Origin of the sequence: Halobellus sp. LT62, from assembly GCF_037031285.1 — an archaeon.
Classification (GTDB): Archaea; Halobacteriota; Halobacteria; order Halobacteriales; family Haloferacaceae; genus Haloquadratum; species Haloquadratum salinisoli.
Genome location: NZ_JAYEZO010000001.1, coordinates 1,863,624 through 1,879,888 on the forward strand (window position 1 = coordinate 1,863,624; position 16,265 = coordinate 1,879,888).

The 16,265-nt window shown below is 61.9% G+C and carries 12 protein-coding genes; 6 read left to right on the forward strand and 6 right to left on the reverse strand.

Features of this window, described 5'->3' with window-relative positions; translation table 11 throughout:
* Positions 1 to 4 precede the first annotated feature (4 nt).
* Complete coding sequence (locus U5919_RS08925) at positions 5 to 1,867, forward strand: BCCT family transporter (RefSeq protein WP_336023721.1); 1,863 nt, start codon at positions 5 to 7, stop codon at positions 1,865 to 1,867.
* Between the two features lie 68 nt (positions 1,868 to 1,935).
* Here U5919_RS08925 and U5919_RS08930 read toward each other — a convergent pair whose 3' ends face one another.
* A complete protein-coding gene (locus tag U5919_RS08930) occupies positions 1,936 to 2,508 on the reverse strand; it encodes an anthranilate synthase component II (protein WP_336023723.1) in 573 nt (190 codons plus the stop codon).
* On the reverse strand, positions 2,505 to 4,139 hold the full coding sequence (locus tag U5919_RS08935; protein ID WP_336023725.1) for an anthranilate synthase component I family protein: 1,635 nt from the start codon (positions 4,137 to 4,139) through the stop codon (positions 2,505 to 2,507). Before U5919_RS08935 ends, U5919_RS08930 begins: the two co-directional genes overlap by 4 nt.
* 305 nt (positions 4,140 to 4,444) lie before the next feature.
* Here U5919_RS08935 and U5919_RS08940 point away from each other — a divergent pair, with 305 nt between their 5' ends.
* The 4 genes from U5919_RS08940 (at position 4,445) to glmM (ending at position 9,089) form a co-directional block, all read left to right on the forward strand.
* Positions 4,445 to 4,864 (forward strand): VOC family protein, encoded by a 420-nt coding sequence (locus tag U5919_RS08940; RefSeq protein WP_336023726.1) that lies wholly within the window; start codon positions 4,445 to 4,447, stop codon positions 4,862 to 4,864.
* Between the two features lie 137 nt (positions 4,865 to 5,001).
* A complete protein-coding gene (locus U5919_RS08945) occupies positions 5,002 to 5,169 on the forward strand; it encodes a hypothetical protein (RefSeq protein ID WP_336023727.1) in 168 nt (55 codons plus the stop codon).
* A gap of 942 nt (positions 5,170 to 6,111) precedes the next feature.
* Positions 6,112 to 7,371 carry an orc1/cdc6 family replication initiation protein gene (locus U5919_RS08950; RefSeq protein WP_336023728.1) on the forward strand — a complete coding sequence of 420 codons (1,260 nt, stop codon included), beginning with the start codon at positions 6,112 to 6,114 and terminating at the stop codon, positions 7,369 to 7,371.
* A gap of 317 nt (positions 7,372 to 7,688) precedes the next feature.
* The gene (glmM, locus tag U5919_RS08955; protein ID WP_336023729.1) at positions 7,689 to 9,089 is read left to right on the forward strand and encodes a phosphoglucosamine mutase; all 1,401 of its coding nucleotides are present in this window, start codon (positions 7,689 to 7,691) and stop codon (positions 9,087 to 9,089) included.
* Positions 9,090 to 9,187: 98 nt separating this feature from the next.
* Here the strand turns inward: glmM and U5919_RS08960 are convergent, their stop codons facing one another.
* Positions 9,188 to 11,845, reverse strand: a complete 2,658-nt coding sequence (locus tag U5919_RS08960; RefSeq protein ID WP_336023730.1) for a heavy metal translocating P-type ATPase — start codon at positions 11,843 to 11,845, stop codon at positions 9,188 to 9,190.
* A gap of 461 nt (positions 11,846 to 12,306) precedes the next feature.
* Between U5919_RS08960 and U5919_RS08965 the strand changes: the two genes are divergently transcribed.
* Positions 12,307 to 14,226: a beta-CASP ribonuclease aCPSF1 gene (locus U5919_RS08965; protein WP_336023732.1), complete on the forward strand. Its 1,920-nt coding sequence runs from the start codon at positions 12,307 to 12,309 to the stop codon at positions 14,224 to 14,226.
* 102 nt (positions 14,227 to 14,328) lie between these two features.
* On the opposite strand, the gene U5919_RS08970 is transcribed toward U5919_RS08965, so the two are convergent.
* The 3 genes from U5919_RS08970 to U5919_RS08980 all read right to left on the reverse strand — a co-directional run bounded on the left by U5919_RS08970 (position 14,329) and on the right by U5919_RS08980 (position 16,071).
* Positions 14,329 to 14,736, reverse strand: coding sequence for a helix-turn-helix domain-containing protein (locus tag U5919_RS08970; RefSeq protein ID WP_336023733.1), 408 nt, complete (start codon positions 14,734 to 14,736; stop codon positions 14,329 to 14,331).
* A 132-nt stretch (positions 14,737 to 14,868) separates the two neighbouring features.
* Complete coding sequence (locus U5919_RS08975; protein ID WP_336023734.1) at positions 14,869 to 15,900, reverse strand: sulfite exporter TauE/SafE family protein; 1,032 nt, start codon at positions 15,898 to 15,900, stop codon at positions 14,869 to 14,871.
* A gap of 6 nt (positions 15,901 to 15,906) precedes the next feature.
* A complete protein-coding gene (locus U5919_RS08980; RefSeq protein WP_336023901.1) occupies positions 15,907 to 16,071 on the reverse strand; it encodes a DUF7512 family protein in 165 nt (54 codons plus the stop codon).
* Between the last annotated feature and the right edge of the window lie 194 nt (positions 16,072 to 16,265).

Genomic DNA, 16,265 nt, shown 5'->3' on the forward strand with positions numbered 1-16,265 from the left:
ACGTATGAGTGGGACCGCCGACCCCGAGTCGTCACAGATGCTGACCCGGGCCCTTTCGATCGCGTTTGTCGGATCTGGAGCGATCGTACTCGTTGGGTTCTTCTTCCCGTCGATCGTCGGGGACGCGATCACCGGTCGCTCGTGGCTCCTCGTCTCGCTCCTGTTTTTCGGGTCCGGTCTCGGGTACCTCGCGTCGCTCCCGTACGAGGGAACGGAGGCGGGGTCGTCGGGTTCGTCGCTGCTTCGGATCCGGCGAGAATCGGTCCCGTCGATCCTCTCGAATCTCATCAGAATGCACGATCCGGTCGTCCTCGGGTTTCCGATCGGCGTGTTCGCGCTGTATTTCGTCCTTCAGACGGTCGCACCCGCTGAGACGACCGCGGCCGTCGGAGTGGCCACCGATAGCGTCCTCCGCGGCGTCGGACCGCTTCTGGTCGGGACGGTGTTCCTCGCGGTCGTCTTCTGTGCGTTCCTCTTTTTCGGCTCGTGGGGCGACATCAAACTCGGCGGGGACGACGTCGAGCCGACCTACACGTTCCCCACGTACTTCGCGCTCGTCTTCACCGCCGGTATCGCCGCGGGTATCGTGTTCTGGGGCCCCGCGGAGGCGCTCTTTCACTATCAAACGCCGCCGCCGCTATTCGACGTTGGGCCGCAGTCGGACGCCGCGATCGACGTGGCGCTCACGTACGCTCTCTTTCACTGGGGCCTCACCGCGTGGAGCGCGTACGCGGTGGTCGGGATCCCCATCGCGTACTTCGTGTTCGAGCGCGACGCCCCGCTTCGTGTGTCGTCGATTCTGACGCCGTTTCTGGGCGTCGACGGACTCGATTCACTCTGGGGGCGAGCCGTCGACACGATGGCGGTGTTCGCGACGATCGGCGGCATCGCGACATCGATCGCCCTCGTCTCCCAGCAGTTTCTGACCGGCGTCGAGTTCCAGTGGAGCGTGTCGACCGGTCCGACAGCGCCCGTGCTCTTCGTCGGGGGACTCGCGGCCGTCTACGTGTTGTCGGCCGTAACCGGCCTCCACCGCGGAATACGGCGGATCGCAGGCGTCTGTGTCCTCCTGTTCGCGGTGTTCGCACTCATCCTGTTCGCAGTCGGCCCCCGCGGTTTCGTTGTGAGCCGCGGAGCGGACGCCGTCGGATCCTATCTGATCAACTTCGTCCCGATGAGTCTCGTGATGTCGGGGTCGTGGGCGACCGAGTGGACCGTCTGGAACTGGGCGTGGTGGTTCTCGTGGGCCCCGTTCGCCGGAACGTTCCTCGCCGCGCTCTCTCGCGGGCGACGGATCCGAACGGTCGTACTGACGACCGTCGGAGCGACCTCGGCGGCGACGATGGCGTGGTTTCTCGTCGTCGGGGGCACGTCGCTGTCGATGCAGCACAGCGGACAGGTGGATGTCCTCGGGGCTATCGGCGCGCGTGGCGGATCGGAAGCGGTCGCCGGATTCCCGCTGCTGTCGGCGCTGCCGCTCGGTGACCTCCTGTTGTTTCTGTTCTTGGCTCTCATCGTCGTCTTCATCGTCACCTCGGCCGACACGTCGACGCTGATCGCCGCGATCCTCTCGTCCCGTCGGGGCGTCGCCCCCTCTCGCGGTGCCATTGCGCTCTGGGGAGCGTTTCAGGCCGCCGTCGCGCTCGGAGTGATTCTCCTCGGCGGTGCCGAAACGCTGCAGGCGCTCGCGGTTCTGACGGGTGCTCCCTTCGCCGTGCTGGCTCTCGTCGCGATGGCCGGGCTCGCGCTCGCGTGCACACGTGACGAACGAGGGCAGGGCCACACGTCACTGATCCGTCGCGCCGGAGAGCGCCTGCCGACGATCGAACTGCATCACGACGTCGATCCGCCGGACCGCGAGAAGTAGCTCGTCGACGCGGCGCGCGGAGATACGACAGCCGACGTACGAGGGTGAAGCGCCCGTTCGACCCCGGCTTACGAGGTTGCGATGGATCGACAGAAGTTCTCGACGATCCGCTTTCCGGCGTCGGTGAGGATGCTCTCGGGGTGGAACTGCACGCCGTAGTGGGGTTTCTCAACGTGCTCGACACCCATCACGACACCCTGCTCGTCGTCCGTCGCAGCGGTTTCGACGAGAACGTCGGGGATGTGACCGGGTTCGACCGCCAGCGAGTGGTACCGACCGACCTCGAACGTCTCGTCGACTCCCTCGTACAGGCTGCTCCCGTCGTGGCGCACGAGCGATGGCTTCCCGTGGACGACGTCCGGTGCGTGGCCGACTGGCGCACCGTGGGCCGCACAGAGCGCTTGGTGGCCGAGACAGACGCCCAGCGCCGGATAGTCGGTCTCCGCGAAAATCGCCATCGAAATCCCGGCCTGTTGCGGCGTTCCCGGGCCGGGAGAGACGACGATACCGTCGGGATCGAGTTCACGGACGCCGGCGACATCGATGGCGTCGTTTCGACGCACTACGACGTCCTCGAACTCGCCGACGTACTGAACGAGGTTGTAGGCGAACGAGTCGTAGTTGTCGATGATGAGGATCATCGCGACTCGTCTACCCCGAGCGGCCGCGGGTCGTCCGATTCGTTGTTCGATTGCGCTCGATCGGTACCCTCGACGGCGAACGAGGCCTGCGCTCCGAGCGCCTCGTCGACGGCGTTGATGAGTGCGCGGGCCTTATCGAGCGTCTCTTGGTACTCGTCTTCGGGGACGGAGTCGTGAACGATGCCGGCACCGACGCGGAGCCGATAGTCCCCGCCGCGTCGAACGAGCGTGCGAATGACGATGTTCAACGTCGCCCGGTCGTCGAAACCGAAGATCCCGATGCTACCGGTGTAAGGCCCGCGTCGGGTCCTTTCGACTTCGTCGATGATCTCCATCGTTCGGGGTTTCGGCGCACCGGTGATGGTTCCGCCGGGGAACACCGCAGCGACGGCGTCCGCGATGGTCGTCTCCGGGCGGCGAACGCCTTCGACGAGCGAAACGAGGTGCATCACCTCCGAGTAGCGGTCGATCCGGCGGTACTCCGATACCTCGACAGTGCCGTACTCGCTGACTTTCCCGAGATCGTTGCGTTCGAGATCGACGAGCATCGCGTGCTCGGCCCGCTCTTTCTCGTTCGCAAGCAGGTCGGCCTCCAACTCGGCGTCTTCTTCGGGAGTCTCTCCGCGCGGTCGCGTTCCCGCGATCGGTTCGGTGATGAGGCGGTCGCCGTCGACTTCCAAGAGCAGTTCCGGGCTCGCGCTGACGAGATCGACACCCGGGAATTCTAGCAATCCCGAATAGGGGGCGGGATTCACGCGTCGGAGCGCATCGAAGGCGTCTACCGGATGGACGGCTGCCGGCGCGACGAGCCGGTGTGAGACGTTCGTCTGGAACGTGTCTCCGTCGCGGATGTACTGTTTGATCGCGCTGACGCGATCGGCGAAGGCCGCTTCGCCGCACTCGCTCTCGAACGTGGCGCTGCCCGCGTGTACCGGCGGTGTCGGCGTCGCTTCTGGCTCCGAGTGCACCGCCTCCGCCAACGCGGTCGCTCGCTCGAGCGCGGTTTCGTACGTCGCCTCGTGATCGCTAGTAGTTTCAGTGTCGCCGGTGTGCTCCTGATCGTCACCGCAGGAGGCCTCGTGATCGTCGCACACGACGGGACAGACCGTAATTCGGAGTTCGACGCCCTCAGCGTCATCACGCGGTTCCTTCCACGCGACAACGCGGTCGAAAACTCCGAGTTGAAGCCGAGGGAGACCGTCGCTTTCGGTCGTCTCGGGGAGCGTTTCGAGCTCTCGGGCGACGTCGTAGGCGAGCCAGCCGAACGCGCCGCACGGATACGGGACCTCACAACTGCCACGAACGAGCAACTCGCGATCGAGGAGCGAGTCGATCGCGTCGAGAGTCGGCGTAGCGCCGTGAGCTTCCCCCGAATCCGCGGAAGCTTCCTCCGAGTCAGCGGGGATTTCCACTCGTTCGACGGGGTCGATAGCGAAATATCCCCACCCGGACTGCCCTCCGGTGGTTTCGAGATAAACGCCGTCGGTGTCGGAACCGCAAACGCGTCGATACGCCTCGAACGGGTCGGAAACGACGGTTCGAACTTCGACCGGGATGCGAGCCCCGTCGGGCGCGGAGGCAGCGACCTCGACGAACTCCTCTCGTTCAGTGACGACCGTGATTTCGCTCATCTGATACGAAGTACTCCCGCCGATAGTCACGACACGTGACTTGGCATTTGCTACCGGAGGTGGGTCGTGAACGGCCAAAAACCTTGCGTAGGACGCTGAACGTCCGCCGCTCTGGCTGGATTCGAGGAAGTACAGCGTGGACAACAATCGGTTGTTCGCGTTTATGGTACGCCTTCGATGGCTAGTGACACGGCAACGTAGATGACCGATCCACACCGGCTCGGATAGATTGTGGCCATCGTTCGACGAGTCTTTCATTCGGTATTACAGAGAGCCAGTATGTCAGGATTACACGGAGGGACAGTATGTCCGAACTGACAGCGCATCACGTCGGGGTGACTGTCGCCGATCTCGACCGTTCCGTAGCGTTCTACCGGGATACGTTAGGATTACCAGAGCTGGCTCGGTTTTCCGTCGGCGGCGACGCGTTCTCGACCGGTGTCGGCATTGAAAACGCCCAAGCGTCGTTCGTCCACCTCGATGCAGGGGATCTCAGAGTCGAACTCGTTTCGTACAATTCGACTGGCGAGCCACAGGAATATTCTCGAATCGACCGACCGGGAGCTACTCATCTCGCACTTACCGTTGACGACGTGACAGCGTACTACGACTCCCTATCGAGCGACGTGGAGACAGTGAGTGAACCGCAGACCACAGAGAGCGGGACGACGATCTTCTTCATCCGCGATCCAGAGGGTAACCTCATCGAGGTACTATCAGACTGACTGTATTGAATTCGACACCAACGCATAGTAGTGGCATATAGATACAACATAAATCGTGAAGGATGGATATAAGGTAAAAATACCTTGATGAGTACTGAGAAAGCCTCAGGGGCATAGGGCACAGAGTAGAATATACAATGGCAACAGCCAACGAATTCGAACGAACTCGAACCGATTCAGAAGAGACAGACTTCTATCTGCCAGCCTCGTCGATCTCCTCGGCGCTCGAACGCATCGAGTCGGTCGTCACCCGCTTTGTCAAGCGACACGGCGTGGTACTGATCCCCGATTCGTACAACAAGTAAACGCGGTACCGAGTTAAGGTTTGTATCGGTGTTGGTTACACACCCCCTCCACTATGTCCGCAGTACTCACGAAATGTGGGGGGTGGAAAGATAATCGAAACACGCGTGATCGGTTTGCATATGCTCGGTCCCTCGATCAACCCCATTGATTGAGTTTACTTAATCCGGTAGTTAGGTTCTCTCGATCCCGTAGTCAGGTCCTCTCGATCTCAAGCAACCGGCTGCAGCGTCTCTCAAGGACACCACGATGTCCGCCGTTAGAGGCGACAACAACTGAATACACTCATTCGTGAGTTGTTACTGTGGATCGACCATATGACCAACACGGAGTGTATCACCCCAGAGCAACCCCGATAGCAGTTCTCGATAGACACCACTACGTCCGCTGTTATTGTACAATACTGCGTCTAAGGGGTACTATCTCGGTGGTTAGACAAATAGTGTTCTGCACACGCAATCGCGATCGTAACTACAGACGGAATGGGAAAGGTGATGTCGAAAAGTTATGTCAAAAAGTGATGCCGAAAAAAACAAATTCGCGGATCCGAACAGTCGGACTTGTTCCCGAGGGCATTCTCATCCCGGTTGCTCCCACGTGCACCTCCCCTCCCCCTCCACTATGTCCGCTGTTGTCGGTGAACGGTCCATCCGCAAACCGTCAAGCAACGCAACAGGGGGTGAAAGCTCGAAACGAACTCGAAGAAAGAATCAAATGTAATCACACTCAACCGAAGCTATCTAAGGCCACGGACCAATAATACCCAACAACAAATAAAACTTTATGTTTCTATTAACTCCGTTCGACCTCCTCCCCCTGCTCTCACGCAACAACCGCGGACATAGTGGAGGGGGGGTGTTACTCCCCGCATTTATTTCAATAAGAACAGCGGACACTCCGGACACGGTGGTTTTATTAATCCTGTCTACGAAACGGGAGACGTAATGGTCCTCTTCGAGCGGGACAACGATATTTACCGCGATCGGGACGCCTTACGGGAGGACTACCAACCCGAAGCGCTCGTCGGTCGGGACGAAGAACTACAGACGTATCAGGCGGCGCTGCAACCCGTGATCAACGGCGAACAGCCGAATAACATCTTTCTGTACGGGAAAACAGGCGTCGGAAAGACGGCAGCTACCAAGTACTTACTGGCTCATCTCAAAGAGGACGCTGCTCAGTACGACGATATCGACCTCTCCGTCATCTTTCTGAACTGCGACGGGCTCACGAGTTCTTACCAGATCGCGACCCGTCTCGTCAACAATCTCCGTTCGGAGGCCAACCAAATTTCGACGACGGGATATCCGCTGGCCTCCGTCTACGAGATGCTCTGGGAGGACCTCGACGACCGCGGCGGGACCGTTCTCGTCGTCCTCGACGAGATCGATCACGTCAACGACGATAGCATCCTCTATCAGCTCCCGAGAGCCCGCGCGAACGGCGACCTCGAAGTGGCCAAAATCGGTCTCATCGGCATCTCAAACGACTTCTCGTTCCGTGACGACCTCTCGCCGAAGGTGAAAAGCTCCCTCTGTGAGCAGGAGATCCACTTCCCCGCGTACAACGCCGAGAACCTCCGCGCGATCCTCGAACAGCGAAGCGATGTGGCGTTCCACGACGACGTCCTCAGCGACGAAGCTATTCCGCTTTGTGCGGCCTACGGAGCGAAGGACGCGGGTGACGCTCGACAGTCGATCGACCTCCTGATGAAAGCCGGCGATCTCGCTCGAGACGAAGAGACAGCTACCGTGACCGAAGCACACGTTCGTCGCGGTCGGCGCGCGCTCGAACGCGGTCGAATCAAGGAAGGGATCAACGGCCTCACCGAACACGGCCACTTGGTTTTATACGCCCTCTTGACGCTGGATCTCGAGGATCAAGCTCCGATTCGCTCCCGCGACGTCAGGCCACGGTATACGCGGTTTACCGAACTCGCCAATCGCGATCCCCTCGTTCCGCGTCGGATGCGAGATCATCTGAGCGAGTTGGCGATGCTCGGCATCGTCTCCGTCACCGAACGGAACGAGGGACGACGTGGCGGGACGTATCGCGAATACGCGCTCGATATGGACGTCGAGTTGATCCTCTCGGCGATGATGGACACCGTCGAAGTCGTGGGAGTTCACGATTCGATCACGTCCTACGTCGACTCCGAGGACAGCCAAGAAGCACCGACGCTCGAGGACTTCTCTGAGGTCTGAGTCGAGTCCTCATCGGCTCGTAAAATCGAATTGTTCGTCCACTATCTTCCCATCTCACGTACAATTTCACCCACCCAACACACCACAATGTCCGTAGTTCTCTTTTCTACTTCTGCCGTTCTCTGAGCCCATATGTTTTCTCCGGACTTCGTGGCGTGTGCCTCACATTTCTCAGGACATTGTGGTGTGCCCTGATCGATTAACAACGGACATCGAGGGGTACAGCGTGCAGTCGAACCCCACTGCGTCCGCTGTTACCGTTTCTTTGTCCGACCAGACGGCTTATCACGCGTCAGCCTGTCTTTGTACGCGTCTATATGTTCGGGACGAGTGGGATCCGTGGACCGGTCGGCGAAGAAGTGAACGCGCGACTCGCACTCGATGTCGGACGAGCCGTCGCGGCGGAGGCTGACACCGTCGTTGTCGGACGCGACGTTCGCGGAACTGGGTCAGTTCTCGCCGACGCGCTCTCTGCTGGACTACGCGAGTGCGGGACTGACGTGATGCGTCTGGGGATCGTCTCGACGCCGACGCTCGCGAGGAGTGTCCAGTGGTTCGGAGCCGATGCCGGTGTCGGTGTCACCGCGTCACACAACCCCGCACCCGACAACGGGATCAAACTCTGGAACCCGTCGGGACAGGCGTTCACGCCGACGCAGACCGACGCGGTAGAAGAACGGCTCACGAACGACGCCGTCGAGTCGGCACCGTGGGACGAGTTCGGCAAGGAACGAGGTGTCGACGACGCGTCTTCGCGTCACGTCGAACATCTCGTTTCGACGTTCTCGGAACCGGACGGATCTCCGGACCAACCCACGGGCGACTCGCCGAACGATCCGCTCGAAGACCTCACGGTCGTCGTGGACCTCGGGAACGGAACCGGCCGGGTCACCGTCGACGCGCTCTATGCGTTGGGCGCGACGGTACACACCCTCGACGCCCAACCCGACGGTCGCTTCCCGGCGCGAAAGAGCGAACCGAACGCCGAAACGCTCACCGCGCTGCAGTCCGCCGTCCCGTCGCTCGACGCGGACCTCGGAATCGCCCACGACGGCGACGCCGACCGGATGGTCGCCGTCACCGCAGACGGGGAATACGTCCCCGGGGACGTGCTGTTGGCGCTGTTCGCACGCGAGGCGGCAGAAGATGTGAACTCCCCTGCGACCGGTGACACACCCCGTCCATCCGTCGCCGTTCCCGTCGACACGAGCCTCGTCGTCGCCGATACAGTCCAACGCGCCGGCGGCGACGTTGCGTACACGCCCGTCGGCGATGTCCACATCGCAGAAGCGGCGTCACGTGACGGATTCGTCTTCGGCGGGGAGCCCTCGGGCGCGTGGATCTGGCCCGATCAGACGCTCGCGCCGGACGGCCACCTCGCCGCCCTCAGTCTCGCAGCGCTCGTCCAGCGACACGACTCACTCGGCACGCTCGTCGACGAGATTCCGACTGATTCGTACGTCACCCGTCGCGAGAACGTCTCCGTCGGGGATCGAGCGGCATCGATGGACGCGATCGAGGCGGAACTTCGCGAACGATACGTTGACATCGACACCATCGACGGGCTTCGCGTCGAGACCGACGACGGGTGGTTCCTCGTCAGACCGAGCGGAACAGAACCGCTCGTTCGAGTGACCGCCGAAGCCCGAGCGGAACGGACCGCGGACGAGCTGCTCGAATCAGCGCGCGAGATCATCGACGACAACGCAGTGCGCTAACGCCCGCCCGATCGTAACAGCGGACATACTGGTGTGTCGCGATGTCGTTGACGCGGTTTCGGATCCGCACGGACCGCTTTCGGTCCTACGACTTCGGATCAGCGGAGCCGTCCGAGCAGCTCGTAGTCGTGATCGGGCGTGTAGCTTCTGAACAGCAGGCTGTTCGTCAGGACCGACACCGACGAGAACGCCATCGCTCCGGCGGCGAGTACTGGCTGGAGCAATCCGAGCGAGGCCAACGGGATCATCGCGGTGTTGTAGCCGAGCGCCCAGACGAGGTTCTGTTTGATTTTCTGCAACGTCGCATCGGAGATCCGGATCGCCTTCACGACGTCCACCGGGTCGTCGCGCATCAGCGTCACGTCCGCGGCTTCGATGGCGACGTCAGTTCCCGAGCCGATGGCGGTGCCGACGTGGGCCACCGCCAGCGCGGGGGCATCGTTGACGCCGTCGCCGACCATCATCGCCTTCCGGCCCTCGTCTTGAATCGCCTCGACCGCGTCGGATTTGTCCTCCGGAAGGACCTCCGCGCGGACGTTTTCGGGATCGATCCCGACTTTGTCGGCCACGGCGCGAGCGGTTCGCTCGTTGTCGCCGGTGATCATCATCACGTCGATTCCGCGCTCGCGAAGTTGACTCACGGCATCTTTCGCACTCGGTTTGATCGTGTCCGCGTCGGCGACGACGCCGACGAGTTCACCGTTGCTCACGCCACCGTTCCCGGCGGTCGGCAGACGGGCGACGAGCATCGCGGTCTTCCCCTCGCGTTCGAGTCGCTCCATCGTCTCCGCCGCGGAAGACGGGTCGACGCCGTTATCTTCGAGCAGCTTTCGGTTGCCGACCAGCACCTCCTCGCCCTCGATCGTCGCCCGGACCCCGTGTCCAGGGACGTTTTCGAACGCCTCGGGTTCGGTCACGTCGAGCCCGCGCGCTTCGGCTCCTTCGACGATTGCGCGGGCGAGCGGATGCTCGCTGCCGCGTTCGGCCGACGCGGCCAGCCGCAGCACGTCGTCCTCTGAGAGCGAGTCCCGAGCGACGACTTGCCCGCCGTCTGTCGTCGAAGTACCACTGTCCGCCGCCGACCCGCCGTCTGTCGCGGAACTGCCGTTCCCGTCGAAGACAATGACGTCGGTGAGCTCCATCTCGCCCTCGGTGAGTGTCCCGGTCTTGTCGAAGACGACCGTGTCGACGTCCTTCGCGCGTTCGAGGACGTCGCCGCCCTTGAACAGGACGCCGTTCTGCGCGCCGATGGTTGTGCCGACCATCGTCGCTGCCGGCGTCGCGAGCCCCAACGCACAGGGACAGGCGATCAGGACGGCCGAGGCGAACACGACGATCGCGAACTCGAACACGGACACCGTCCCGCCCGCGATCGCCGGGCCGCCGGCGACGAGCCCCCACAGGGGGAGCCACTCGACGACCCCCGCGAGCGTCGCGGGGAACAGATACCAGACGACGCCCCAGACGAGGGCGTTCGCGATGACCGCGGGGACGAAGTACGCGGAGATGCGGTCGGCGAGGTTCTGAATCTCGGGCTGGCGTGACTGGGCCTCTTTCACCGTCTGGACGATCTGCTGGAGCGCGGTGTCGGAGCCGACCTTGGTCGCTTCGACGATCAGGACGCCGTTCTCGTTGATCGTGGAGCCGACGACCTCGTCGCCCTCTCCCTTCTCGACGGGAACGGACTCGCCGGTCACCATCGATTCGTCGACGGCTGACTGTCCGTCGACGACGACCCCGTCGGTCGGGATCTGCTCGCCCGGGCGGACTTTCATTCGGTCGCCGACCTCGACGTCTTCCAGCGGAATCTCACGCTCGGTCCCGTCCTCGTCGATAAGTGTCGCGGTATCGGCTTCCATCTCCAGCAGCGTTCGGAGCGCTTCCCCGGCTTGGCCCTTCGAGCGGGCTTCGAGGTAGTTTCCGAGCGTAATGAACACCAAGATCAGCGCCGCCGTGTCGAAGTAGAGGCTCCCCGCGATGGCTCCGGCGAGAACGGCTACCGAGTAGACGTACGCCGTCGTCGAGCCGAGAGCGATGAGCACGTCCATGTTCGCCCGCCGGTTCCTGATCACCGCTTTGTAGGAGTTCTTGTAGAACGGCCAGCCGAGCACGAGTTGGACGGGCGTCGCCAGCGCGAACTCGACCCAGCCGAACTCGACGCCGAAGACTCTCTCCGGGAGGATGCTGCCCCCGAAGAGCAACTTGTCGACGATGAAGAACAAAAGCGGTGCCGACAGCGCCGCCCCGAACAGCGTGAGCCGGAGTTGCTTGCGGATCTCGGCTTGGCGGGCTGCGTCTCGGGCGTCCTCCCCGGACGCTTCACCTTCAGCCTCGCTCTCGCGAACCGGCGAATACCCCGCGTCTTCGATAGCGTCGTACAGCTCCTCGCGCGAGACGTCCGCTGGGTTGTACCGCACTTGGGCTTCGTCGGTCGCGTAGTTCACCTCGGCGTCAATCACCCCCGGAAGCGCCTCCAGCGCGGCTTGGTTGGTGTCCGCGCAGTTCGAACACGTCATATCGGAGATGGCGATCGAGACAGTCTCCGAGACGACGCCGTAACCCGCGTCCTCGATGGCCTCGTATACCTCTGCGAGCGATACGGTTTCGGGATCGTACTCGACGGACCCCTCGTCCGTGGCGAAATTGACGTTCGCTTCGACGACGCCGTCCAGCGACTCGATGGCGTCCCCAACAGTGGCCGAACAGTTGGCACAGGTCATCCCCGTGATGTCGAGATGCGCTGTTCTCGTGTTCATCTTACCTCGTACTACGGGCTCCTCTCTTAGTGGACTTGTCCCTTCGAATGCAAAGCTCATCTCCCAATGAATCTTTGAATAAAATAGTATTGAGAAGTACAACGGCTATTTTTGAGATAGCTGCTCTCCAATTCACTCCTTCCGGACCGTAGTCGAGGAATACGAAGCGTCTACCCGTCTAACGACGGCGACCGCGACCGCTGGTGTCGGTTCGAAACTCGAACCCCTGACGCGTGAGAGCTTTCGATTCGAAGGGCCGACCAACTCGCAAGCCGTGGGGATGCGCCACCGGAACCGTCACCCTGACAGCGAAAAACGTTTATATACGCTGCGGAAACACTCACCTGAACGATTTCGTCCGTTCGGTCGCGTCGGGGCTCTCGACGCCGACCCAGCAACAACGATTCCGGTGGTGGGGGCTGCAGATTTTGGTGGCACCCGCCCACGGCTTTCCACTATGTATGAGCACTAACGACACAACAGATCCGCTCGAAGCGGTCAGAACGAAACTCGAAGCAGAAATTCCGGACGACCTCGTCGTCTCTCGCGTCGCCTACGAGGGGCCCGAACTCGTCATCTACACCGAAACGCCGCGCGCGTTCGCCGAACGGGACGGCCTGATTCGACGACTCGCCAGCACCCTCCGGAAGCGTATCACCGTCAGACCGGCGGCGGGGACGCAGCTGGACCCTGCAGAGGCGAAACCGAAGATCCTCGATATGATCCCCGAGGACGCGGGCATCACGAACCTGCAGTTCTACCCCGCCACCGGCGAGGTGCTGATCGAGGCGCAGAAACCGGGACTCGTCATCGGGCGACGAGCGAGCACACTTCGGGAGATCACCCAAGAGGTCGGCTGGACGCCGGACGTCCTCCGAACTCCCCCGATGGAGTCCTCGACGGTCGACAACGTCCGCAACTTCCTGATGCAGGAGCGCGACGACCGCCGCGACTTCCTCGAACGCGTCGGAAAGCGAATTCATCGCGAACAGACCCAAGAGACGGAGTGGGTTCGCGTCACGACGCTCGGCTGCTGCCGGGAGGTCGGCCGCGCGAGTTTCGTCCTCAGCACCCCGGAAACGCGCATCCTCATCGACTGCGGCGATAAACCCGGCGCGGAGGGCGAAGTCCCCTACTTGCAGGTTCCCGAGGCCAACCCGATCGCAGACTTGGACGCGGTCGTCCTCACGCACGCGCACCTCGATCACTCAGCGCTGCTCCCGCTGCTGTTCAAGTACGGCTACGACGGGCCGGTCTACACGACCGAACCGACGCGAGACCTGATGGGCTTACTCCAACTGGACTATCTCGACGTCGCGGCCAAGGAGGGACGGACGCCGCCGTACGACTCGGAGATGGTTCGAGAGGAGCTCAAACACACGATCACGGTCGATTACGGCGACGTCACAGACATCGCGCCCGATATCAAACTGACGTTCCACAACGCCGGACACATTCTCGGGTCGGCGGTCACGCACTTCCACATCGGCGACGGCTTCCACAACATCGTCTTCTCCGGCGACGTCCACTACGACGACACGCGATTGTTCAACGGGGCGTCGAACGACTTCCCGCGCGTCGAGTCGCTGGTGATGGAGTCGACGTACGGCGGCCGAAACGACTACCAGACCGACCAAGAAGACTCCGAGCGAAAACTCATCGAACTCATCCGCGAGACGCACGACCGCGACGGGAAAGTCGTCATTCCCGCCTTCGCGGTCGGGCGCTCTCAGGAGCTGATGCTGGTTCTCGAAGAGGCGATGCGCAAGGGGAAGCTCCCGACGATGCCGATCTATCTCGACGGGATGATTCGGGAGGCGACCGCGATCCATACGGCCTATCCCGAGTTCCTCCGGGACGGACTCAGAGACCGGATCCTCCACGAGGACGAGAATCCCTTCCTCGCCGAGCAGTTCCAACAGGTCGACGGCGGCCAAGAGATGCGCGAGCAAATCGCGGGCGACGATCCGTGTATCATCCTTTCCACCTCGGGAATGGTCACCGGCGGCCCGATTATGTCGTGGCTCGAGCTCCTCGGGAGCGACGAGGAGAATCAGCTCATCTTCGTCGGGTACCAGGCACAGGGGACGCTCGGCCGGCGGATCCAGAGCGGTCGACGGGAGATCCCCTTCAGCGACCGGGGAAGTCGATCCGAACAGCTCACGCTCAGATTCGACGTCGAATCGGTCAGCGGGTTCTCCGGCCACGCCGATCGGAGCGGGCTCGAAAACTTCGTCGGGACGATGAACCCTCGGCCCGAGGAGATCATCTGCGTTCACGGCGACGAGTCGTCGACGGACCAACTGTCCTCGGGACTCTATCAGAAGTACGACGTTCGGACGTACGCGCCGCGAAACCTCGAAACGTTCCGCTTCGACTGACGGCGTCGACGCCGTTCCACTGATCGCGACGCCGACCGCACAGATTCGATTTTTCGCTCGTGGTAGAGATGAGAGCGCCGACTGAGCCGACCGGGAAGCGGCTTACCCGTTGACCGCGACTTCCGCGTCCGCTTCCGGCTGCTGGTATTTGTCCTCGAACTCTTGGATGAGCTGTCCCATCTTCGCGTACCAGTCGTTGAGCATTCGCTGCATACTGTCGGAGATCTTTTCGGGGTCCGTCGGCGAGTACACGTGGTAGTATCCGCCCTGTTCGTAGTTGACCTGTTCTTTCTGGATGAACCCCGACTGCAGCAGCCGCTGAATCGACCGGTAGGCCGTCGAGCGCTCGCGTTCGACGGTCTCTGCGACCTCGTCGACGGTCAGCGGCTCTCCGGCGTTTACGAGCACCTGAAAGCACTGCCTATCGAGTTGCTTGAGGCCGTGGAAGCACTCCAACAGCCCCTCACATTCCATATCCTGTTTCAACTGTTCGGACATCGAATCTGGCATCTGATATCTGAACGTTGGGACCGTGTGATTAAAAGGCTTGTGTGGGATTCGTACAATTGTGGACTCCCGTCTCTCGATTTTCGATCTCCGCCGCTCGTTCGCCCGTCGCAGGCCGTTTTCACCTGTCGTCGATCAGTCCGCCGTCGATGATCGACTCCCCGATCTGTTGCGGATTTCGACGATACTGCTGTAGACGACCATCCCGCTCACGAGGAGCGCCGATCCGAGTATGAGTACGAGACTGACCGTATTCAACACCGGGACATCGAGGTACCCGCCGACCTCGCGAACTGCGACGGCGACCGATCCGCCGAGCAGCATCAGGCCGAAGTACACCTTGATCTCGCTCTCGTCGACGATGCTCGTCGCGGCCGATCCGACGCGAGCGCCGAGCGCGCTGCCCGCCAGAAGCGGCAGGACGACCGAGAGATCGACGCCACCGTCCATCGCGTACAGGAAGCTTCCGATTCCCCCCGAAAAGACGATCTCGAAGAGGTCGGTCCCGACGGCGATCGGTACCGGCACGCCGATCAGATAGAACAGCGCGGGCATTCGAATGAAGCCACCGCCGACGCCGAGGAATCCCGAGAGCAGCCCCGTCGCGAACGCGACGCCGAGAATCATCCACAGTGACACGCTGACGCCGCCGCGGAGGCTGATCATCGGGGGGACGCGGTACGATTGTAGCTTCTTCGCGGTGGCCGGGATGTCGTCGGCGTCGGCCTCTCCCTCGGCGTCGTGGTCGATACCGCCATCACCGTCACCGGTGAGCGCCTCGTAGGTGACGAACACGCCGATGCCGCCGAGTAGCACGACGTACGTGACGCTGATGATGTTGCTCGCCAGCCCCAGCGATTCGAGGTGGAGCACGATTTCCTTGCCGACCTCGATTCCGAGCGTGGTCCCGGCGATCATCAACACGCCGAGTTTGTAATCGACCTGTCCGAGGTCGCGATGCCTCAGCGTCGCGATGACCGACGTCCCGAAGACGAACGCGAGGCCGCTCCCGACGGCGACTCTCGACGGATACCCCATCACTAAGAGCGCGGGCGTGACGAGGAACGATCCTCCCATTCCGAAAAATCCGAACAGGACGCCGATGAGTAAGCCGAACCCGACGAACAGCAGCAGCGTCGCGACGCCGATTCCGAATATCTCTAGCATTGATGGTTATTCGCTACTGAGTGCCCTGCGAACGGTCGGTTCGAGCGTTCGAGTCACCGCACCGTAACCCACGTAGAGGATTATCGCCTCCACGAGGACGGCACCGACGAGCGTGAGCGCTTGCATTGTCCCTTCTCCCGACGCCCCGAGCAGCGCCCCTATATCCACCATCGCGACTCTCCCTCCGAATTGTATGATTGTGTGTGTTTCATACTATTCTACTCACGAGTCCGTATCCGCTTGCACCTAATAACGCTTTTGGGACTATCGCACAATACTATATCCGGCGCACATCGATACGTTATCGCGAACGAATCAGTCGTTCCACGGCGGGAATCCGCACCGGAACGCCGATCAGTCTCGTG

What these genes read in the sequence shown, in the direction of transcription:
- U5919_RS08935 (WP_336023725.1), bottom strand. Translation starts at nt 4,139, where the DNA reads ATGAGCGAAATCACGGTCGTCACTGAACGAGAGGAGTTCGTCGAGGTC.
- U5919_RS08980 (WP_336023901.1), bottom strand. Translation starts at nt 16,071, where the DNA reads ATGGTGGATATAGGGGCGCTGCTCGGGGCGTCGGGAGAAGGGACAATG.
- U5919_RS08940 (WP_336023726.1), top strand. Translation starts at nt 4,445, where the DNA reads ATGTCCGAACTGACAGCGCATCACGTCGGGGTGACTGTCGCCGATCTC.
- U5919_RS08965 (WP_336023732.1), top strand. Translation starts at nt 12,307, where the DNA reads ATGAGCACTAACGACACAACAGATCCGCTCGAAGCGGTCAGAACGAAA.
- U5919_RS08945 (WP_336023727.1), top strand. Translation starts at nt 5,002, where the DNA reads ATGGCAACAGCCAACGAATTCGAACGAACTCGAACCGATTCAGAAGAG.
- U5919_RS08970 (WP_336023733.1), bottom strand. Translation starts at nt 14,736, where the DNA reads ATGCCAGATTCGATGTCCGAACAGTTGAAACAGGATATGGAATGTGAG.
- U5919_RS08925 (WP_336023721.1), top strand. Translation starts at nt 5, where the DNA reads ATGAGTGGGACCGCCGACCCCGAGTCGTCACAGATGCTGACCCGGGCC.
- glmM (WP_336023729.1), top strand. Translation starts at nt 7,689, where the DNA reads ATGTTCGGGACGAGTGGGATCCGTGGACCGGTCGGCGAAGAAGTGAAC.
- U5919_RS08975 (WP_336023734.1), bottom strand. Translation starts at nt 15,900, where the DNA reads ATGCTAGAGATATTCGGAATCGGCGTCGCGACGCTGCTGCTGTTCGTC.
- U5919_RS08930 (WP_336023723.1), bottom strand. Translation starts at nt 2,508, where the DNA reads ATGATCCTCATCATCGACAACTACGACTCGTTCGCCTACAACCTCGTT.
- U5919_RS08960 (WP_336023730.1), bottom strand. Translation starts at nt 11,845, where the DNA reads ATGAACACGAGAACAGCGCATCTCGACATCACGGGGATGACCTGTGCC.
- U5919_RS08950 (WP_336023728.1), top strand. Translation starts at nt 6,112, where the DNA reads ATGGTCCTCTTCGAGCGGGACAACGATATTTACCGCGATCGGGACGCC.